18 protein-coding genes are annotated in these 19,843 nt (G+C 60.1%); 1 reads left to right on the top strand and 17 read right to left on the bottom strand.

Annotated elements, in window-relative coordinates:
• Positions 1 to 22: 22 nt before the first annotated feature.
• From CVU69_03320 to treS, 13 genes are all read right to left on the bottom strand, one after another.
• A complete protein-coding gene (locus CVU69_03320) occupies positions 23 to 1,039 on the bottom strand; it encodes a fatty acid desaturase (GenBank protein ID PKN13342.1) in 1,017 nt (338 codons plus the stop codon).
• A gap of 483 nt (positions 1,040 to 1,522) precedes the next feature.
• Positions 1,523 to 2,290, bottom strand: coding sequence for an ion transporter (locus tag CVU69_03315; GenBank protein ID PKN13341.1), 768 nt, complete (start codon positions 2,288 to 2,290; stop codon positions 1,523 to 1,525).
• Between the two features lie 7 nt (positions 2,291 to 2,297).
• The gene (locus CVU69_03310; protein ID PKN13340.1) at positions 2,298 to 2,657 is read right to left on the bottom strand and encodes a Na+/H+ antiporter subunit G; all 360 of its coding nucleotides are present in this window, start codon (positions 2,655 to 2,657) and stop codon (positions 2,298 to 2,300) included.
• Positions 2,650 to 2,925, bottom strand: coding sequence for a cation:proton antiporter (locus tag CVU69_03305; GenBank protein ID PKN13339.1), 276 nt, complete (start codon positions 2,923 to 2,925; stop codon positions 2,650 to 2,652). The genes CVU69_03310 and CVU69_03305 overlap by 8 nt, the downstream gene beginning before the upstream one ends.
• Complete coding sequence (locus CVU69_03300) at positions 2,922 to 3,395, bottom strand: Na+/H+ antiporter subunit E (protein PKN13338.1); 474 nt, start codon at positions 3,393 to 3,395, stop codon at positions 2,922 to 2,924. Before CVU69_03300 ends, CVU69_03305 begins: the two co-directional genes overlap by 4 nt.
• A complete protein-coding gene (locus tag CVU69_03295) occupies positions 3,392 to 4,900 on the bottom strand; it encodes a Na+/H+ antiporter subunit D (GenBank protein PKN13337.1) in 1,509 nt (502 codons plus the stop codon). The genes CVU69_03300 and CVU69_03295 overlap by 4 nt, the downstream gene beginning before the upstream one ends.
• The gene (locus CVU69_03290) at positions 4,897 to 5,268 is read right to left on the bottom strand and encodes a Na+/H+ antiporter subunit C (protein PKN13336.1); all 372 of its coding nucleotides are present in this window, start codon (positions 5,266 to 5,268) and stop codon (positions 4,897 to 4,899) included. The genes CVU69_03295 and CVU69_03290 overlap by 4 nt, the downstream gene beginning before the upstream one ends.
• A gap of 2 nt (positions 5,269 to 5,270) precedes the next feature.
• Positions 5,271 to 5,681: a Na(+)/H(+) antiporter subunit B gene (locus CVU69_03285; protein PKN13335.1), complete on the bottom strand. Its 411-nt coding sequence runs from the start codon at positions 5,679 to 5,681 to the stop codon at positions 5,271 to 5,273.
• On the bottom strand, positions 5,678 to 7,981 hold the full coding sequence (locus CVU69_03280) for a Na(+)/H(+) antiporter subunit A (GenBank protein ID PKN13334.1): 2,304 nt from the start codon (positions 7,979 to 7,981) through the stop codon (positions 5,678 to 5,680). The genes CVU69_03285 and CVU69_03280 overlap by 4 nt, the downstream gene beginning before the upstream one ends.
• Before the next feature lie 4 nt (positions 7,982 to 7,985).
• Positions 7,986 to 9,602, bottom strand: a complete 1,617-nt coding sequence (locus tag CVU69_03275; protein PKN13333.1) for a TIGR00341 family protein — start codon at positions 9,600 to 9,602, stop codon at positions 7,986 to 7,988.
• A gap of 103 nt (positions 9,603 to 9,705) precedes the next feature.
• Positions 9,706 to 11,142 carry a signal transduction protein gene (locus tag CVU69_03270; protein ID PKN13332.1) on the bottom strand — a complete coding sequence of 479 codons (1,437 nt, stop codon included), beginning with the start codon at positions 11,140 to 11,142 and terminating at the stop codon, positions 9,706 to 9,708.
• A 12-nt stretch (positions 11,143 to 11,154) separates the two neighbouring features.
• On the bottom strand, positions 11,155 to 12,033 hold the full coding sequence (locus CVU69_03265) for a protease HtpX (protein ID PKN13331.1): 879 nt from the start codon (positions 12,031 to 12,033) through the stop codon (positions 11,155 to 11,157).
• A gap of 143 nt (positions 12,034 to 12,176) precedes the next feature.
• Positions 12,177 to 15,518 (bottom strand): maltose alpha-D-glucosyltransferase, encoded by a 3,342-nt coding sequence (treS, locus tag CVU69_03260; GenBank protein ID PKN13330.1) that lies wholly within the window; start codon positions 15,516 to 15,518, stop codon positions 12,177 to 12,179.
• A gap of 153 nt (positions 15,519 to 15,671) precedes the next feature.
• Between treS and CVU69_03255 the strand changes: the two genes are divergently transcribed.
• The gene (locus tag CVU69_03255) at positions 15,672 to 17,597 is read left to right on the top strand and encodes a 4-alpha-glucanotransferase (GenBank protein PKN13329.1); all 1,926 of its coding nucleotides are present in this window, start codon (positions 15,672 to 15,674) and stop codon (positions 17,595 to 17,597) included.
• A 413-nt stretch (positions 17,598 to 18,010) separates the two neighbouring features.
• On the opposite strand, the gene CVU69_03250 is transcribed toward CVU69_03255, so the two are convergent.
• The 4 genes from CVU69_03250 to CVU69_03235 form a co-directional block, all read right to left on the bottom strand.
• Positions 18,011 to 18,274, bottom strand: a complete 264-nt coding sequence (locus CVU69_03250; protein PKN13328.1) for a plasmid stabilization protein — start codon at positions 18,272 to 18,274, stop codon at positions 18,011 to 18,013.
• 2 nt (positions 18,275 to 18,276) lie between these two features.
• Complete coding sequence (locus CVU69_03245; protein PKN13327.1) at positions 18,277 to 18,546, bottom strand: prevent-host-death protein; 270 nt, start codon at positions 18,544 to 18,546, stop codon at positions 18,277 to 18,279.
• Between the two features lie 128 nt (positions 18,547 to 18,674).
• A complete protein-coding gene (locus CVU69_03240) occupies positions 18,675 to 19,004 on the bottom strand; it encodes an ArsR family transcriptional regulator (GenBank protein PKN13326.1) in 330 nt (109 codons plus the stop codon).
• A 155-nt stretch (positions 19,005 to 19,159) separates the two neighbouring features.
• Positions 19,160 to 19,843 (bottom strand): hypothetical protein, encoded by a 684-nt coding sequence (locus CVU69_03235; protein PKN13325.1) that lies wholly within the window; start codon positions 19,841 to 19,843, stop codon positions 19,160 to 19,162.

The raw sequence follows: 19,843 nt of genomic DNA, 5'->3' as shown, positions 1-19,843 counted from the left end.
GGGGGAGGCAACAGACCGGCAATCAATCAAAAGCAACCAGCTGCTGCGCCTCCTCATCCCAGAGCTTCAGGCGCACCGCCGATAAACTCGCAGCGAGGGTGAGGGGCGCTTTGGCGTTTAACGCCGGAATGGCGGCGAAACAGGCGCGCAGCCGGTAGTTGGGGATACGGGGGCCGAGGTGGTGGATATGGTGGTAGCCGATATTGCCGGAGAACCAGCGCAGCAGCGGCGGGAGTCGATAGAAGGAGCTCCCCTCCATGGCGGCGCGCAGCGGATTCCACTCTTCCTTGCGCGCCCAGTAGACCCCGCTGAACTGGTGCTGGACATAAAAGAGCCAGATCCCGGCGGCCCCGGCCAGCCCCAGGACCGGGATCTGCACCAGCAGGTAGATCCGCCAGCCGATGAAGTGACTGACGAGCAGGGAGATGCCGAGGAGGAGGAGGTTGGTGAGGAGGACGCTCATCCGCTCGGCCCGCCGGCTATTGCGTGTCGGGAGGCGGTGGCCGAGGAGGAAGCTGTAGAGTGCGCCGAGGGGGAACATCACCAGGGGATTGCGGTACAGGCGGTACTGCCAGCGCGTGGTGCGGTCGGCTCCGGCATACTCGCTCCTGGTCATCGTCCAGATGTCGCCGTAGCCGCGGGTATCGAGGTTGGCGTAGGTGGCGTGATGGCGCAGATGGCTGAAGCGCCAGTTCTCAAAGGAGGTAAAGACCAGGAGACCGCAGAGGTAGCCGCAGAAGGTATTCGCCCCCTTGGCAGAGAAGAAGGAGCCGTGCACGCAGTCGTGAAAGAGGATGAAGATCCGCACGAGCAGGGCGGCGGCCGGCAGGGCAAGAAGGAGGGTGACGGGATACGGGTAGCCGAGCTGCAGTGAGCGCACCATCAGGTACCACAGGGCAAAATAGGGGAGAAGGGTGTTAGCCAGCTGCCCGGCGGCTTTCCAATTGTCGGGGTTGCGGTAGGCGGCGAGGCCGCCATACCACTCCGGCCAGACATGGCCGGCTCTTTGACTGCCATAGGGACTTTCCATCTCAGCCATCGCGACACCTCGGGACGAGCGCCCATTTCGGTCGGTCGGGTCACCCGGAGCAGACAACAAATCCGAGACGGCTCCACGCAACCATCGCTCCTGCTAAGATTTTAGCATGCCGCAAGGGGCTGTAAAGTTGTCTTCACGTGTAACGAGCAGGCCATTGTTATGGATATCGCCGCTGCGGTTATATAGGGCCTAATGGTTGTGCGGATTTTCAACATCCACAACCCAGCGGGCCGGATTGCTCAGAATGTAGTCACGGAATTTTCACAGCTCCGCATCGTTGCGGATCACCCGTTCGAAATAATTGCGTTACCAGAGCCGGCCGGGAAAGGACGGCCAGCGAGATTTTGCGACGCCGATCGAATATTCATGCGTTGTCAGAGATTTGAAAGTGCCCACAATCTCCCCGACGGTGGTAGGGGCGCCCCTCGTGGGTGCCCGATTTTGATCTTGAACCGGGCACCCACAAGGGGCGCCCCAAATCAATCAATCCACCTTCTTCCCGCAACAGGGGCAGGTTCCCCCGACCGGCGGCACTGTCGGTCGCATCATCTCCGTCGTGACAATCCCGGTGGGAACGGCGATGATGCCGTAGCCGGTGATCATCAGCAGCGAGGCAACAAACTGCCCAAGGGGGGTGACCGGAGCAATATCGCCGTAACCGACTGTCGTCATGGTGACAATCGCCCAGTAAATACTGTGCGGGATGCTGGTGAAACCCGACCCTGCCCCCTCAATCGTGTACATCAGGCTGCCGACGACAATGACCACTGTCAGCACCGTGGTCAGAAAGACGATAATTTTGTGGCGGCTCCGTTTCAGCGCCAGCCACAGGTTATTCCCTTCGCCGAGAAACTGCACGAGCTTAAGGACCCGAAAGATACGCAAGATCCGCAGAATCCGCACAGTCGTCAAGAAGTGCATGCCGGGGAAGAAGATGCCGAGGTAGGTAGGCAGGATGGAGAGGAGATCGACGACACCGTAGAAACTCCCGGCATAACGCCCCGGCCGCCGGGCAACGCTTAGTCGCAGCAGATATTCCACCGTAAAGAGGATGGTAATCAGCCACTCCCCGCCCAGGAGCCAGACACCGATAACATCATGGATGCCGGGGATGCTGTCGAGCATCACCAGCACCACCGAGAGGAGGATAAAGAAGATCAGGGCAAGATCAAAGGCCTTCCCCGCCTTGGTCTCGGCTTCGAAGATAATCTTGTAGAAATGTTCGCGCAACTCGTGCAATCGGGGGCTCATAATCGTTTCAGCTCTCCTCTGGTTCTTTTATGGTCGTAAACGCGTGTTCGGACGCGGCGAGATCGTCGCGGATACTCTCTTTCCAGAGCGGGACACCGCTGCGGTGGGCGGACCGGCCAATCATGTGCGCTGCCACCGGCGTGGTCAGGATAATAAAGGCGATGATGGCGATAATCTTGCCGGTGACGGCGGCATCGTCAAAGTACAGGGCGGTCGCCGCCAGAATAAAGGTGGCGCCGAGGGTCGAGGCTTTGGTGGTCGCCGAGATGCGCATGTAAAAATCCGGCATGCGCAGAATGCCGACGGCAGCAATGACGGCAAAGAGGGCGCCGATGGAGAGGAGTCCGGCCACCCAGAAATTAAACATGGGTCGTCCTCCGGTTCAAATAATAGGCAAAAGCCACGGTCCCGAGAAAGGTGATCAGGGCGAGAACAATAGCCGCATCGAGGTACGCCGGCTGATCGGTGACGACCGAATAAGCGGCGGAGATGGCGATGATCAGGGTCGCCATGAGATCGAGAGCCACGACCCGATCGGGCAGGGTCGGGCCCCGTAGCAGCCGGATAAAGGCGACGACCAGACCGCAGCTGAGCAGGGGGAGGATGATCTGCAGGATATAGCCGGAGAGAGTCATTGCAGCACCTCCCGCACCCGGCGTTCAAAACCGTCCTTGATATTACGAATCAGCTTTTCGGTATCATCGATGTACATGGCATGAATGTAGAGGGTGCGACGATCATCAGTGACATGCAGACTGAGAGTACCGGGGGTCAGAGTGATCAGCGTCGTCAGTACGGTGATTTCAAGATCTGTTTTGAGATCAAGGGGGATGGCGACGATGCCGGGGCGCATATAATGGCGGGGGGTAAGGACATCATAGGCCAGGCGCAGATTCGCCATGATCAACTCCTTGAGGAAGAAGAGGATAAAACCGGCAATGGCGGCCAGACGGGTCCCATAAGCCGCAACACTTTTGCCGCGCAGCGTCATGCGCAGGGCGGCATAACCGAGGAAGAGGCCGACAAAAAAGTTGGCGGCATCGTACTGCCCGGTCAGTGCCACCCAGGCCAGCGCCAGCAGGAGGTTGGTGAGAAAAGGGGTCATGGATGCACCCCCAAAACCGCAAAGATATAAGCATCCGGCACCAGGAGTTGACGGGCCGCATCCATGCAGAGCGCGTACAACGGCTCCGGCCAGAGGCCGATGAGCAGCGTCGTCGCCGTCAAAAGCGCCGTCGGCACAGCCAGCTGCCAGTACTCCCGGCGCGACAGGGGGGGCGGTATCCTCCCCGCACCGTTGACGGCGGCCGCTTTCCAGAAGGCCGCCGCCCAGATTTTCGTCATGGAAAAGAGCGTGAGCAGACTCACCAGCAAGGCCACCGCAACGACGAGGTAGTGGTCGCCGCTCTCCAGACCGGACCAGACCAGTGCCAACTTGGCCCAGAAGCCTGACAAGGGGGGGATGCCGGCCAGCGCCAAAGCCGCCACCAGAAAAAGCCCTGCCAACAGGGGCTGATAGCGATACAGGCCGCCGAGTTTTTTCAACTGCGTCGTCCCGGTCAAACGCAGCACCATGCCGGTGGCAAGGAAGAGTGCGGACTTGGCGGCAATGACATGCACCAGAAAGAAGATCGCCCCTCCCAGTGCCAGCGGGGTGAGTAATCCCAATCCCATGATCAGATAACCGATCTGGCTGACGATATGAAAGGAGAGGAGCCGCCGCATCTCATCCTGAGCCACCGCCCCAAGGACGCCGACCACCATCGTCAAGCCGGCAATCGCCAGGATGTAGGGCTGCCACGCCGCCAACTCTACAAAGAAGATCAAGGTAAAGATCCGGATCAGGGCATAGACCCCGACCTTGGTGAGGAGCGCCGAGAAGATGGTGGTCACCGCTATCGGCGCCGTGTGATAAGACGCCGGCAGCCAGAAGCAGAGGGGGAAGACCGCTGCCTTGATGCTGAAGGCGAGAAAGAAGAGGATGGCAATCACCGGAATCGGACCGGAACTTTCACTTGTCCGCAGCATGCGCGCCAGATCGGCCATATTGAGGGTGCCGGCCACCCCGTAAAGAATGCCGACCGCGGCGAGGAAGAGGGCCGAGGCGATCAGGTTAAGGACGACATACTTGATCGCCCCTTCCATCTGGTCACGTTTGCCACCTATGGCCAGCAGGACAAAGGAGGCGATGAGCATGGTTTCGAACCAGACATAAAGGTTAAAGAGATCGCCGGTCAAAAAGGAGCCGCAGACCCCGAGCATCAGGACCTGCATCAGGGGATGATAACCGAGTCGCTCGTATTCCGCCTCCGTATCCGCCAAAGCATAAATCGCCACAACCAGCCCCATGCCGCCGGCGACGCAGACCATCAGCGCGCTGAAGAGATCGGCCACCAGGGTGATGCCAAAAGGAGCGGACCAGTCGCCAGCCTGGACGCTGAGGACACCGCATTGCTGCACAGTGACCAGCAGGACGGCCGCGGCAATCAGCAGGAAGGCAGCACCGATCAGGCTGATGACCCGTTGCACCCCCCGGTGCTGCCAGGAAAGCAAGCAGGCGACGGCAGTAGCCAGCGGGATGATGAGAGGGAGAAAGAGGAGATTGCTCATCCCTGCCCTCCGTCGTCGCCAATCCGGTCGGTCGTCGTCATTTCATCGACATCATCACTGCCGACCGCTTGATAAACCCGCTTGATCAGGACCAGGGCAAAGGCCTGCACCCCGAAGCCGATGACGATGGCGGTGAGAATCAGCGCCTGGGGGAGAGGATCGGCCACCGGCGGCAGCGGCTCCAGGGCGCCGACCGGAACGTAGGGCGGGCGACCGGCGCTCAGCCGGCCAACGGTAAAGATCAGCAGGTTGGCACCATTGCCGAGGAGGGCCAGACCGAAGATGGTCTTGACAATACTGCGCCGCACCATCAGATATAGACCGGTCGCATACAAGATGCCGACCACCACTGCAAAAACACTCTCCATCGTTACTCCTCCTCCATCAGCGACAGGACGATCAGGAGGGCCATCCCTTGCACCAGCAGATAAACGCCAAGATCGAAGAGGAGGGGGGTGCCGACATGCCCGAAAACCGGCAGCGAATGCGGGAGCCAGAGACCGGACTGGAAAGGACGTCCGAAAAAAAGGGGGATCACCCCGCTGCCGAGGGCAGTGAGGAGACCGCCGGCAATCAAATTGCGGGGATTGACAATCAGGATGCGACGGGCCGCTTCGACCCCTTCCGCCAGAGCGTAAAGGGAGATAGCGGCAGCGGCAACCAATCCGCCGACAAAGCCGCCGCCCGGCTCATTGTGGCCGCGCAACAGGAGAAAGACCGAGAAGAGGAGGAGGAGCGGCAAAAGAAGACGGATGGTAGTGGAGAGGATAATCGAGCTCATTTCCCCTCCCCGTCGGCACGCCGCGACTGTATCAGACCGAAGACCCCGAGCGCCGCCACCGCCAAAACAACGATCTCGCCAAGGGTATCGAGAGCGCGGAAGTCGACAAGAATGACGTTGACGACATTGCGGCCGTGCGCCGCCGGCCAACTGTTAGCCAAAAAGAAGTCGCTGACATGCGGCACCAGCGGCTGCGCCAGGACATAAAGCATGAGCAGGGTCATGAGCCCGCCGATGGCGGCGGCCATGGCCGCATCACGCAACCGTGCGACCGGGGTGGAGAGGAGGGCAAAGAGGGGGAGACGATAAAGGACGAGGACAAAGAGAACGATCGCCAGCGTCTCGATGCAGAACTGGGTCATGGCCAGATCAGGGGCCCCGTACAGGATATAGACCAGTGAGACGCCGTAGCCGACCGTCCCCAGCGCCACCACCGCCCCGAGCCGGGAATCGGTGACGGTGACGTACAGCGCCCCGGCAACAATAATCCCGGCCGCCAACCATTCATGCAGATAACCGCTGGGCCAGGGGAGCGCGCCCGGCAGGCCGCCACTTTCGAGAAAGGTCAGCCCCATCGAACCCATGGCGACCCCGATCGTCGCCATCAGGTAATAGCGCAGCCGGCCGTTCTGGACAATGATCGTTTGTAGCCGGGCCCCGCACAGCAAAGTGCGCAGGAGCAAAACAAAGCCGCCATCCTGGGTAAAGCCCCCCTCTTGCCAGGAAGCCGGCAGCAACGCCAGCAGCCGGCGCCGGCTTAAGACGATCAGGGTACCGACAAGCAGCGTCGCCGCGCTCAGCAGCAGTTCGAAATTGAACCCATGCCACAGAGCAAGGACGGTACTGACGGGGGCCGCCTGCACAACGGCAATCGCCGGATGGAGGAGAAGGGGCGCGACAAAGCCAGGGACCAGGCCGAGCAGGAGGCCAAGAGCGGCAGGAAGAAGGGGGGCCAACCACAGGGTCAGCGGCAGGGGATGGGGCGTCGGAAGAGAGGACGCCCCTTTGCCAAGAAAGGGGCCAAGGCCGGTCATGACCGCCACCGTCACCATCAGAGCATTGGCCACCAGCATCAGTCCGGTCAACAGCAGTGGCTCCCAAGGTGCAAGGAGCAGGGCCGTGTAAATCGACTCCTTGGCAATAAAACCGAAGAGTGGCGGCAGGCCGGCCATGGCCAGAGCAGCGAGGATCGCAGCGGCAGCCAGCCACGGCATCTGCGTTGCCAGCCCGCCCAACTGACGGATATCGCGACTGCCGGCACCGTGATCAAGGGCGCCGGCGACGAGAAAGAGGGAGCTTTTGTAAAGGGCATGGGTGAGAAGCAGCAGGATCGCCGCGGTGATTGCGGTCGGCGTTCCGACCCCGAAAAGGAGGGTGAGGATCCCCAGGGCACTCACCGTCGACCAGGCAAGGATCCGCTTGAGGTCATGCTCCAGAACAGCCAGAATGCCGCCGACCAGCATCGTCAGGCCGCCGACCCCGGCGACCAGCGCCAGCCAAAGCTCTGTCCCGGCCAAAACCGGAGAGAAGCGGGCGAGGAGGTAAATCCCGAGTTTGACCATGGTCGCGGAATGGAGGTAGGCAGAGATCGGCGTTGGCGCCGCCATGGCGTTCGGCAGCCAGAAATGAAAAGGGAACTGCGCGGACTTGGTAAAGGCGCCGCCCAGGAGGAGAAGGAGGATCGGCAGATACAGGGGATGGTTGCGCACCAGATCGCCACTCGCCAGGAGCACCGGCAACTCCATGCTGCCGACAACGCCGCCGAGGAGGAGGAAACCGGCGAGGAGGGCGAGCCCGCCGCCGCCGGTGACCAGCAACGCCTGCAGGGCCGCGCTGCGGGAGTTTTCGGCTTCATGATCAAAGCCGATCAGCAGGTAAGAGCAGAGGCCGGTCAACTCCCAAAAGACAAAGAGGGTGATGAGATTGCCGGCGAGGGTGGTGCCGAGCATCGCCGCCATGAAGGCGAAGAGCCAGGCAAAGAGCGTCCCCTGGCGGCGATCCGCCCCGAGATAAGCAGGGGTATAAAGAAAGATGAGAAAGCCGATGCCGGTCACCAACAGGGCAAAGAGCATCCCCAATCCGTCGAGATAAAGAGAAAAATCGATGCCGAGGGAGGGGATCCAGGGGGTGGTATATACGACCGTCTCCCCCCGACTGACCGGACCGATGTGACTGAGAAAAAAGAGGAAGAGACCAAGGGGCAGCAGCGGCGCAAGCCGCCCCGCCCAGAGCGGAAAACGACGGAAGCCAAGCGGTGCAAAGAGAGCGGCGCCGAAGCCGCAAAGGACCGCCAGGAGCATCGCCTTATCCTCCCTCTTCCTGCACCATCACCAGATAACTGCTTCCGGACGATTTAAGGGTGATCAGCTTCCCGTCTAATCCCAGTTCTTTTTCAAGGTATCCTTTCAGTAGACGTGCTTTTTTCAGGCCGTTTCGAGTCCCGGTCGGGTACTGCAAGGTCAAGCGCAGCGGGATATCTTTTCGCAGCAACTCTTTGAGGATCGCCAACGCCTTCACTCCGGCCGCGTCCGGCACACCCTTATCACCGAGGGTCAGAGCCGGCAGCAGCGGGACTGTGGACAGTTTCAAGGCTACTTCTTCCTGCAGCTTTTTAGCGACCGCCAGCTTCAGCCAGCGCTCCTCCTGCTCACGCAGGGGGTGATCGCGGCCGACAGCCAGGTGCAGGGTCACCGGGGAAGACCCGGCGCTAAAGCTGACCTCACAGCTGCGTACCGGCCAGGGGGACAGGAAGGTACCGGCTTCGTCACAGGCGCCCCGGATGATCCCCATGGTTTTGCTGCGCAGCGTCGCAAGGGTCTCAGGGGCTGCGGGTGCCGGCGGGGAAGAGCTGAGGGCCAGGGGCAGCGTCGGTTTTTTAATGGTTCCGGCCTTGACCACGACTTGCTCGAGTTCGAGCTCAACGGGCCGATTCGTTTCGCTGCCAAGGGCGTTCTGGAGCACCTTTTCGTTGTCGGTATCAAACTCGGTAACGGTGTTGACGGTCGCCAGAACCTTGATGACCGGTTCATCGCGATTGATCGAATAGGAGGTCAGGCGCGATTGCCCCTCCAGATTAAGGTGACTCTTGAGGGTCTGCTCAATCCGCTTGCTCAGTTTGAGGGCGCGGATATCGATGACCAACGTCGTGACGAGGGGGACGGAGATGATGGCAAGGGTAATACCGAGGACTTTTAATCGGAGTCGTAAAGGGTACGGACTCTCTTCGACCATGGAGGTACGGAAGCGCAGGAGCATGAAGACAATATCGGAACTGATGACGATGGCCACCAGGTTGGTAAAGAACAGGAAGAATCCACCCAGGGCCATGCTGAACTGGAAGGTGCCGATGCCATAGCCGACGACACTCAAGGGGGGAATGACCGCGGTCGCGACGGCGACTCCGGTGGTGGTAAAGAGATAGTTTTTCCGGGTACAAAGGGCGATGGCACCGACGGCGCCGGAGAAGATGGCGACCAGCAAATCGTAGATATTCGGCCGGGTGCGGGACAGAATTTCCGGCGTTACTTCCTTGAGGGGGGAGAGGAGGGTAAAGAAGGCGGCCGCCAGCACTGTTACCAAAACACTGATGGCGATAATCCGGGCGGCCTTGCGGGCCAGAGTCAGATGGCCAAGGGCAAAGGCCAGCCCGAGGGTAAAGATCGGCCCCATCAGCGGCGAGATGAGCATGGCACCGATCACCACGGCGACGCTGTTGGACAGAAGCCCGAGCAGGGCGATGAGATTGGCAAAGACCAGCGCCGCCACATAGCTGCCGGTCATGTCGGTGCGGGTGTAGAGTTCTTTGATGACCTCTTTGTGCTGCACATCGGCGGACTTGCTATCGAGATACTCGTTGACCGTCAGTCGCAGACGATGCAGAGCTTCCCGCAGGGGAGATTTTTCCGGTGATTCTGGAGTCATGAAGTGCGCCTGCCTTTAAAAATATGGTTCCGGAATATAATGAACAATCCCTGCGACTGCAATATATTCCAAACGGAGTGCCAATAAAGCCGCGGCGCCCAACCTAAATCGACTGTCCCAACCGGTAGCGACTGCCGATACTTTCCTGAAAGGTGCGAACTCCTTGCAGCGCCGCTTTCAGACGCTCCTGCTCCATCCGGTTCAACCCGGCCAGAGTGATACGGTTATCCGGCTCTCTTCCGGCGTTGATGGCATCGACCTGAGTGCGCAGGCGGAAATGGACCAGTGCGTAAAAACTGGCGATGAGGTCGTCCGCCGCTTGTTGCGTGAGTTCGCCCAGTTGCGCCAAACGCTCGATCCGCTGGGCCGTGCCTGTCTCCTGCACCCCGTTCGCCAGCGCCAGGATCTTGACCCCTTCGGTGATGGCGAAGATCCCCGCCTTCTTGAGATCAAGCCGCCCGGCATGCTCCCCTTTTTCCCCCTTGATCCGACCGAACAGACCGAGCGGCACGGGGAAGTGCAGTAGATTGGCGGTCATATGGCCGAGATAAAAATCATTCCCCTGCAAGCGCCCGACAACATGGTCCTTCAGCGCCTGCTCCAGGGCCGAATCGCCGCTTAACATCCGCAAGTCGGAGAACATACTGACATTCATGATGTTTTCCGGAGTCGGCGTACTAAACCACTGATCGAGGACCGTGCGCCACTGTTGGAGGCTGCGACGCCATTGATCGTTCTTGGCCATGATGCCGCCCGGACAGGACGGGACGCCGATGGCGATCAAACTGTTGATGAGGAGCGTGCTGAACTCTTTGAGCTGCTGCAGATCCGCCGCAGGAAGATCATCGACATAGATCAGGGCATTATCCTGATCGGTCGTCAGGGTCTGCTCACTACGCCCTTCGCTCCCCAGCACGACAAAGGCAAACTTTTCGGTCAGGCCGTTAAAACGGTCCGCCCGCAGCAGATCGATCAACCGGACGACAATCCGGTCATTGAGATGGGCGATAAGCCGGATCGTATCGCGAACGCGGACACCGGTGCCGGTCAGGTGCTGGACCAAGCCCTGAACCCGCTGATGCAGCCCTTTCAGCTCGTCGAGAGTGGCTGCCTCTTCGATCTCCCGCACCAACTGCTGCGGCGAACGGGTCTGCACCCGCAGAATATCCGAATCAGTGATGATCCCGGCAAGTTCACCGTTTGGACCGGTCACCACCAGACGATGAATGCGGTGCCGCGAGAGACGATGCAGCGCTTCGAAGAGATAATCGTCTTCGGAGATCGTCAGCACCGGGCTGTTCATGATCTCAGCAACGCTCAAGGTGCCGGGATCAATCCCTTGCGCCACCACCTTGTTGCGCAGGTCGCGATCCGTCAGAATACCGATTGGGCGTCCCCCGTCACAAACCACCACGCTGGAGATATTACGGCGCTGCATGATCGTCGCCGCCGCCGGCAACCGATCCGTGGGAGCGCAGGTGATCACCTCGCGCCGGCAATACTGGCCGACGGTGAGAAAGAGGGCATTCAAATCGGACATAAAAAGAGTCCCTTAGCCGCGCTTGAGGGCGGCGATCCGTTCTTCCAGGGGCGGATGGGTCATAAAGAGCCGCTTTAAACCACCCCCGGCGGTGCCGGAGATGCCGAAAGCACTCATCTGGTCCGGCAAATGGGGCTGGCGAACGCTCTGGCGCAGCTTCTCCAGGGCCGCAATCATCTTCTCCCGCCCGGCCAGGGTGGCGGCGCCGGCATCGGCGCGAAATTCCCGCTGGCGGCTAAACCAGAAGACGATGGTGCTGGCGAGGATACCGAAGACGATCTGGGCGATCATCGAGGTGATAAAGAAACCGGGCCCGTGACCGCGCTCGGTCTTGAAGACCACCCGATCGACAAGATGGCCGACCAGACGCGCCGCAACGATGACAAAGGTGTTGACCACCCCCTGAATCAACGCCAGGGTAATCATGTCACCGTTGGCCACATGGCTGACCTCGTGAGCCAGAACCGCTTCGGCCTCGTTCCGGTCCATGGCCCGCAACAGTCCGCTGCTGACTGCGACCAAAGCGCTGTTGCGCCGCATGCCGGTGGCAAAGGCATTGACATCCGGCGCATCGTAGATTGCTACCTCCGGCATATCAATACCGGCCTGCGCGGCCTGGCGGCGCACTACCTCCACCAGCCAGAACTCCACTTCATTGGCCGGACTGACAATCACCCGGGCGCTGGTCAAACGCTTGGCTGTCCACTTGGAGATCGCCAGCGAAATCAGCGAGCCACCGAAACCGAAGACGGCCGCGAAGATGACCAGACTGACCAGGTCGATCCCCTGTTCCGTGAGCATTGGGCCGACTCCGAGCAGGTTGAGTACGAGACTGAGAACAAAGACGATAGCCAGGTTGGTGATTAAAAAGAGCGTGATACGTTTAAACATGATGTTCCTCCGAGTTACAGGTTGTCCGGACTTCATGGATAAGCCTAAAGATTTCAGTCCCTTCTTTCAAGCAATATCGGGTCAGCTCTTCCCGATTTTCCTGCCGCACCGGTAATAAACAAAAAAATTTCAAGGTGCAACAATCACAAACAGCGGGACTGCCGCAACGTCATTTCCAGCCCCCGGAGATGCAGATCTACCCCCTCCAAACGGTTGCTCAAGGATTGTCCGATCTCGTGAATAATTTTATGAATCAGGAAACAGCGGAGCATGGTTTCCAGATCGTCCACATCCGCCGGGACGAGCGGGGAGCCCTGCATCCCCTGGAGGTAGGCTTTGAGGTAGGAGCCGCTGACGCAGACAGACCAGGCCTCCAGCCAGGAATCGAGTAAAGCGGTATTATCGGGATGGCTGCTGCCGTGATGCTGTAAAGTCGTCATCGCCGCATAATAGATCGAGTAGATCATGCTCGCCACATCGCGCAGCGGCGATCGTTTCAGGCGGCGTTCCCCTAGAGAATGGGAGGGCTCTCCCTCAAAATCGATAAAGACAAAATCCTTGCCGGTAAAGAGCGCCTGGCCGAGATGGAGATCCCCGTGAATCCGGCACTTCATCGCCAAAAAACGATGATCGGTTATTTTGTGCAGACAAGCGATAATCTCCTTTTCGGCCGCCAGCAGCGGCGCGGCGCGGCGCTGTACTTCTTCAGACAGATCCGGCAGACGGCTGGTCAGGAGCTGAAAATTCCGCCGCAGCAGCGCCCGCATCGACTGGAAGACCGAGCGCTGGTAAAGAGTAGAAAACTCTTCCATGCTCCAGGCGCTCTCCGGCCCTCTCGTCGCCAGCGCCCGGTGTAACTCGGCGGTCCGCTGCCCGAGGAGCAGGGCCATTTCCAGATGCAGACCACTGACCAGATCGCCGAAGGGGATGGGGATACCGTGATCGACGATTTCGAGCAAAGTCGGCAAGCGGCGCGGAAGTTTGGGGAGCTCGTGCTTGTGCGTCAGCAGATACTCGACAAATTGCGCCAGGCTGGTCAAGGCGTTGCGCCAGCCATCGCCATGGCAGGGGACATAGGTTTGCAACACCCCGAGGTCATAAGCTTGACCACGGCTGGACCGGTACTCGATGCCGCCGGCATACGCCGGCACCTGACTGAAGCGTTCCTTTTCCGCCAGGTAGTGGAGAATTTCGGCTTCGGGATTCATCCCCGCCTCCAGCTTCCGGTACATCTTGAAGAGGAGCTGATCCCCGTAAAGGATACTGGTATTATTCTGTTCCACTGCTGCCACCCGGCTCGGGAAGAGCTCACCCCGGCTCGGAGAACTTTTGGTGACACCGCGCCCGCGCAGCCCGACCAGAAGCGAATCATTCCTCCCCGCCACCTTGCTGCGATTGACCATCAGCGCGAAGAGGAGCTCTCGGAACTCTTCGAAGTAAATGGCGTCACAAAGGACACCATCAACATCGCCGAGGCTCAGCGGGGTGATGGTGGCCAGGGGGTGACGCTCGCTCAACGCCTGCACCCGTTCGTTTGATAACCAGGTCATGGGGATCTGATAAATTTCCGGATCCCCCGCCGTGTAGGTGACCTGAACAAAGACGAGGAGAAAGACCTGCTCCTCCTGTTGAAGCTGGCAGCTGTCGAGTATGTTGACCTGGCTGATCCCCCGCCCTTTGCCGCAAAACCAGAAGACCCGTTGCAGATAAGGGGGGAGGACATGGCTGCAGAGCCGCTCGCCACTCCGGCCTTGCAGAACCTCCCACCAGGGATGTCCGTCACGCAGCTTCAGCTTGACACTTTCGTCACGCAGCTCTCCTCGGCCGTCAGTACTCCGCAAGACAAACCAGAAATAATCATAAGTGCCCATGGTGAAGTGGTAGCGGCTTTCCTGGATCATCGGGAAGCGGCTGCGGCTGAAGAGCTCTTCGGGGATCATGCCGGCGTAACGGGCCAGATCGACGGTGACGGTCTGAGCAAAGCGCGAGAGATTGATGACGACCAGCAGCTTTTCCTCTTCGTGACTACGGATAAAAGCCAGGACCTTGGGATTATCGGAAGAGAGGATCTCCAGAGTGCCGCAGCCGAAGGCCTTGAAACGCTTGCGCATGGCGATAGTGCGCCGCATCCACCAAAGGAGGGAGGAGGGGTTGCGCTCCTGATTCTCGACGTTGATCGATTCGTAGTGATATTCGGCATCGATGATGGCGGGGAGAAAGAGCTTCTGCGGACTGGCGGTGGAGAAGCCGGCGTTGCGATCGGGACTCCATTGCATCGGCGTGCGCACGCCGTTGCGATCACCGAGATAATAGTTGTCGCCCATGCCGATTTCATCGCCGTAGTAGATAATCGGGGTGCCGGGGAGGGTAAAGAGGAGGATATTCATCAACTCGATCTTGCGGCGGTTATTCCCCATCAGCGGCGCCAGGCGGCGGCGGATGCCGAGATTGATGCGGGCGAGGGGGTCGGAGGCATAGACCCGGTACATGTAGTCGCGCTCTTCGTCAGTGACCATCTCCAGCGTCAACTCGTCGTGATTGCGCAGGAAGATCGCCCACTGGCAATTGTCGGGGATGGCCGGGGTCTGATCGAGGATATCGACAATCGGGAAGCGGTCTTCCATCTCAATCGCCATGAAGAGGCGCGGCATCAAGGGGAAGTGGAAGGCCATGTTGCTTTCGTCGCCGTTGCCGAAGTAGGCGGCGGCATCTTCCGGCCACTGGTTCGCTTCAGAGAGGAGGATGCGGTTCTTGAAGGAGGCGTCGAGATGGGCCCGCAGCTTCTTGAGGAAGGCATGGGTGGCGGGGAGATTCTCGCAGTTGCTCCCTTCCTGCTCAAAGAGATAAGGGACGGCATCGAGGCGGACACCATCGACACCGAGCTTCATCCAGAAGTCGATAACCTTAAGCATCTCTGCCTGCACCCTGGGATTCTCAAAGTTGAGATCGGGCTGATGGTGATAAAAACGGTGCCAGTAGTAGGCCTTGGCGACCGGATCCCAGCTCCAGTTCGAACTTTCGAAATCCTGAAAGATAATGCGCGCTTCCCGGTACTTTTCCGGGGTGTCGCTCCAGACATAGTAGTCACGATGGATGGAGCCCGCTTTGGCGTGGCGGGCGCGCTGGAACCAGGGATGCTGATCGGAGGTATGATTGAGAACGAGTTCGGTGATGACGCGCAGGCCGCGCTTGTGGGCGGCCTGTAGCAGCTCCTTGAAGTCGCGCAGGGTATTGTAGCTGGGGTTGACATTGTAGTAGTCGGCGATATCGTAACCGTCATCGCGCTGCGGCGAGGGGTAGAAGGGGAGGAGCCAGATCGCCGTGATCCCGAGCGCCTGCAGGTAGTCAAGCCTGCTGATCAGGCCGCGAAAGTCGCCGATGCCATCGGCATCGGAATCGGCAAAGGCCTTGATGTGCAGCTGATAAATGATCGCATCCCGGTACCAGGTGGGATTGTCTTCGAGGAGAGCATGATCATGTTTCATGGAGTTGATCCTCCTGTAAGAAGCCTGATCTCGCCAATACTGAGCCAAGGCGGACAGACCCCACATTCCAGAGCCCTATTTTCTTTGCAAGTGGTAGATTAACATCGTTGATGCTATTTTTCCAATGATAGACCTTTTAAAGGGCGGTCAACTATGAACTATATGCAAAAATCTGCCGATCTCCACCCCGATGCCAACCTTGTCGCGGCCCTGCAACTCCTCGGCAAGTCCGATTTTCTGCTGGCGGTCCATGACGCCAGCTTCCCCGGTGCCGCCGGAGAGGACAGCGGCCGCGGCACCCCCTACGGCGCCGGCGGCCTGGCCCTCGCCCGTTTGGCGGGCTCCCTCGGTTTCACCGGACTGCAGCTCGGCCCCCAAGGGCAGACCTCCCTGGTCAACCCCTCCCCCTACGACGGCACCCTCTTTTCGCGCAATCTCCTCTCCCTCGATTTGAAAGCCCTGGTCGAGCAAGGCTGGCTCAGCCGGCAAAGCTTGGCAGAGATCTGCGCTGCCAATCCGCATCCGGACGGGCGCCGCGTCCCCTATCGTCAGAGCTTTTCCATCTACAACCGCGCCCTTGACGAAGTGCATCACACCTTCCGCGCCGCGCGGGAAAAAGGGGAAAAGAGCGCCCTTGCCCTCGACGCGGAGATCAAGGCCCTCTGGCAAGCGGCACGCTGGCTGCGCGACGATGCCCTTTACGAGGCCCTGTGCCATGAGCATGGCGGGATCGCCTGGCGCCATTGGCCGCAGGGCGGCGAGACGCGCCTCGACCAGAACCTCTGCGCCCCGCCGCCAGGGATGGAGACGGCCTGCGCCTGCCGGCGCCGCGCCCTGGAAGAGAAATACGCCCTCCTTCTCGAACGCTACGCCCTCGCCCAGCAGCTCCTCCTGCAACAACACCGGCGCTTTTACGCCGCGATGCAGGGGCTGGGGCTGAAGATTTACGGCGATGTCCAGGTCGGCTTTTCCCAGGCCGACGCCTGGAGCCTGCAGGGGCTGCTGCTGCGCGGCTACTCTCTCGGGGCGCCGCCGAGCCGTACCAACCACGCCGGCCAGCCCTGGAACTATCCGGTCCTCGACCCCGCCCACTACCTCGATGCCGCCGGCCGGCCCGGTCCGGTCCTCGCTCTCGTCGCCGACCGCCTCGGCAAGATGCTCTCCGAATTTGACGGTCTGCGCCTCGATCATCCGCACGGTCTCGTCTGCCCCTGGGTCTATCGCGCCGATGATCCCGATCCTTACCACGCCGTCCAGCATGGCGCGCGCCTCTTTGCCGCCCCCGATCTCGCCGACCATCCCGACCTTGCCCGCTATGCCATCGTCCACCCCGAACAGATAAACCGCGCCCTCCCCCGCTACGCCGACGCCTGGGTCCGCGACCTCACTCCGGCGCAGGAGGAGCGCTACGCTTTGATCATGGATGCACTCATGGAACAGGTGCGGGCACACGGCCGCCATAAGGAGGATATCCTCTGCGAAGTCCTCTCCACCGAACCCTTCCCCCTGCAGCAGGTCCGACTGCGCCATGGTCTCGGCCGCTTCCGGGTGACCCAGAAGGCCGACATGGACAACCGCCAGGATGTCTATCGCAGCGAGAATACCCTCCCCCCGGACTGGATCATGGTCGGCAACCACGATACCCCGCCGATCTGGCATCTGGTCAAGGAGTGGCACGGGACAGAGACCGGGCGCAAGCATGCCAACTATCTCGCCCGCTGCTTCCGTCCGAACGACCCCGAGTCCCTTGCCTCTCTCCTGAGCGCCGATCCGCACCGGCTGGCGCATGCCAAGGTCGCCAACCTCTTCCTCGGACCGGCCCGGCACGTCATGATGTTCTTCGCCGATCTCTTTGGCCTGGAGGAGACCTACAATGTACCGGGGATGCACAATGAAGAGAACTGGACGCTGCGGGTGCCGACAGATTTCGTCCAGCGCTATGAGGAGGGGAGAGTGCGGGGGGAAGTGCTGAACCTGCACGCCGTCTTCGCCCTGGCGCTGCGGGCGCGACCGGAGATCGTCTGCCCGGAACTGATTGCCCGGTTGGAGGAGAAGGCCGGCTGGCGGATCGATCTGTAATCTGTACAAGGGGCGCATAGTATGCGCCCCTTGTCCTTCCTCTCTCAACCAGTCAAGGTCCGGGGGTTGCGCCCCCGACGACGCCCTACTTCTTTTCCTTGCCGGAAAGAAGTAGGCAAGAAAAGGCACCCCATCGTCTGGCCCGCTACGCGGATTCCCTGCGCCCGGCAGACATTTGGCGGGCGGACAAAAACTCGCTACGCTCAAACATTTGTCCTCCTTGATCGCCAAACGTCCACCGGGCTCCGGCGGCGGCGAAAGGGGGGGACACCAACCCCGAAATACCATAAATGCAAAGACTTGGTAGGGGCGACCCGGTGGGTCGCCCGCCTTGGTCTTAAGCTCCCCTCCTTACTTAAGGAGAACCCTCTGGGGCCTAAAGGGCTGGGGGTGGTCGGTTTATAGACTGCGGGTTAATGTCGGCTGCCGATATCAAACAGGATAATCTCTTCTTCGGTTATCAGCAGGGTCAGGGTGATGCGGTAGGAATAGGTCAGTCTCACGGCATGGCAGCCGGCAAGCCTGCCGGTGAGAGGATGCAAGCCAAGGCCCGGCTGAAACGGGTCCTGTTGCAGGGCGCCGAGAGTCGCAGCGAAGCAGGGTTTGAGATCAGGGTGTTTCCTGAAAAACTTGCGTGCCTGCCGGAGAAACGTCTCCGAGGTGGTCATGCGAAACACGCTCACTCTCCGTCACGATCAAGCGCCTGCAGCAGTTCATCGGCAGAAGCAAATTTCCGGATCCGGCCCGCCTTCATATCCTCAAGGGATGCCTTGACCCGGGCGACGTACGCCTCCTCTGCCTCGGCCACCAGCTCCTGGTAACGCGCCTCGGTCAGCACCACGTACTCGGGCCGATTGTTACGGATGACATGCACGTCACCCTGTGCGATCAACCCGTCAACCGCGGCAAGACCGCGGCGTTTCAGCTCCTGAGCAGGGATGGTATTCATATGTGCACTCCTTGTGGTACCCAATTAAGTACTTGATAGTGTGCCACAGCGGATGGTGGGCGACAAGAGGATTTTTGTAGAGACAGGAAAGGCGGCCAGCTCGCCAATGTTCATCTCGCGCACCGTTGTCATAGCGGCTTACCAGCTCTCCGTAGGCGAGTGCGCTCCATCTGCAGACGCATCCGCTCATCTTCCGGATAAAAAGTCAGAGCCTTTTCAATCAAAGCAGTCACTTCGGCAAGGAGGGGATAACGGGGGTTAAAGGTGTACAGCCGGGTGCGCCCGACCAGGGAACTGACGAGAATGCCGCCGCGTTCAAGGATCTCAAGCTGGCGCTGAAGGGGGGTCAGAGCGCAGGCGTAGAAGCGCGCCATCTCTCGCGCATGCCCCTGACTTCGCGCATGAATGAAAAAAAGGACCCGCTCTTTGTTGATCGAACCGAAAAGGGATTCAAGCATGACGACCTCAATATGATGTCAAATGATTACAATTTGAGGTCATAATATCATTTTATATTCAGAGCGCAATCACTTATTTGGGGAGACTGGTCGCGTTACGCTTCACCAACACGACAAAAACCTTGACCCCGATCATCGCGAGCTGGAGCGCGCTCCTACCGCTCGCCCTTCTTCCCCCCCCGCGGCCACCAGCGCTCAATGAGTTCCGCCGCCGCCTCTCTCCCGCCGAGTCCGAAAGCCAGTGCCAGAGCCAAAACGACGCCGGCGAGGATGATGAGGAAGCTCTGGCGGACGATGTCGCCGCCGACGTTGACCTGATCGAGGGCGATGAGGACGACAAAGGTCATGATCGCCGACTGCGCCAGTTTGCCGAGGAGGTCGGCGTCCTGGATGGCGATATTTTTACAGTAGGTGACCACGGCATTGCCGACAAAGCGCGCGAAGTAGGAACCGAAGGCGAGGATGAGCAGGGCGACGATCACCTTGGGAACGAAGCGGACGACTTCGCCCAGGAGCCCGGTGATGTAGGTGAGACCGAGACTGTTGAAGCCGATGATGAGAGCAAGGAGGATGACCACCCAGTAGATCAACAACCCGAAGATGCCGGTGGTGTCGGTCTCTACCCCCCCTTTTTTCATAAAATCTTCGAGACCGGCCCGCTCGGTGAGGATGTTGAAGTTGATGGCGCGCAGGCCCTTGACGATCGCAAACCTGGCAAGTTTGGCCAGTAACCAGCCGGCGAGGAGCACCCCGAGGGCGAGGGCGAGCTTGGGGAGGAACCCGGCGATCTGGAGCAGGAACGCCCGCACCGGTTCGAGCATGATGTCGACTTTTTCCAT

This window comes from Deltaproteobacteria bacterium HGW-Deltaproteobacteria-4 (genome assembly GCA_002841765.1).
GTDB lineage: Bacteria > Desulfobacterota > Desulfuromonadia > Desulfuromonadales > UBA2197 > UBA2197.
Note: the sequence above shows the minus strand (reverse complement) of the source record. Positions and strands in the feature narration are given on the sequence as shown.

Coding starts and splice junctions, on each gene's coding strand:
- CVU69_03280 (PKN13334.1), bottom strand. CDS start 7,981: ATGCTCCTGGCGGTCCTTTGCGGCTTCGGCGCCGCTCTCTTTGCACCG.
- CVU69_03265 (PKN13331.1), bottom strand. CDS start 12,033: ATGTTTAAACGTATCACGCTCTTTTTAATCACCAACCTGGCTATCGTC.
- CVU69_03275 (PKN13333.1), bottom strand. CDS start 9,602: ATGACTCCAGAATCACCGGAAAAATCTCCCCTGCGGGAAGCTCTGCAT.
- CVU69_03300 (PKN13338.1), bottom strand. CDS start 3,395: ATGACCCCTTTTCTCACCAACCTCCTGCTGGCGCTGGCCTGGGTGGCA.
- CVU69_03245 (PKN13327.1), bottom strand. CDS start 18,546: ATGAATACCATCCCTGCTCAGGAGCTGAAACGCCGCGGTCTTGCCGCG.
- CVU69_03235 (PKN13325.1), bottom strand. CDS start 19,843: ATGGAAAAAGTCGACATCATGCTCGAACCGGTGCGGGCGTTCCTGCTC.
- CVU69_03255 (PKN13329.1), top strand. CDS start 15,672: ATGAACTATATGCAAAAATCTGCCGATCTCCACCCCGATGCCAACCTT.
- CVU69_03270 (PKN13332.1), bottom strand. CDS start 11,142: ATGTCCGATTTGAATGCCCTCTTTCTCACCGTCGGCCAGTATTGCCGG.
- CVU69_03295 (PKN13337.1), bottom strand. CDS start 4,900: ATGAGCAATCTCCTCTTTCTCCCTCTCATCATCCCGCTGGCTACTGCC.
- CVU69_03310 (PKN13340.1), bottom strand. CDS start 2,657: ATGTTTAATTTCTGGGTGGCCGGACTCCTCTCCATCGGCGCCCTCTTT.
- CVU69_03315 (PKN13341.1), bottom strand. CDS start 2,290: ATGAGCCCCCGATTGCACGAGTTGCGCGAACATTTCTACAAGATTATC.
- CVU69_03320 (PKN13342.1), bottom strand. CDS start 1,039: ATGGCTGAGATGGAAAGTCCCTATGGCAGTCAAAGAGCCGGCCATGTC.
- CVU69_03305 (PKN13339.1), bottom strand. CDS start 2,925: ATGACTCTCTCCGGCTATATCCTGCAGATCATCCTCCCCCTGCTCAGC.
- CVU69_03290 (PKN13336.1), bottom strand. CDS start 5,268: ATGGAGAGTGTTTTTGCAGTGGTGGTCGGCATCTTGTATGCGACCGGT.
- CVU69_03240 (PKN13326.1), bottom strand. CDS start 19,004: ATGCTTGAATCCCTTTTCGGTTCGATCAACAAAGAGCGGGTCCTTTTT.
- treS (PKN13330.1), bottom strand. CDS start 15,518: ATGAAACATGATCATGCTCTCCTCGAAGACAATCCCACCTGGTACCGG.
- CVU69_03285 (PKN13335.1), bottom strand. CDS start 5,681: ATGAGCTCGATTATCCTCTCCACTACCATCCGTCTTCTTTTGCCGCTC.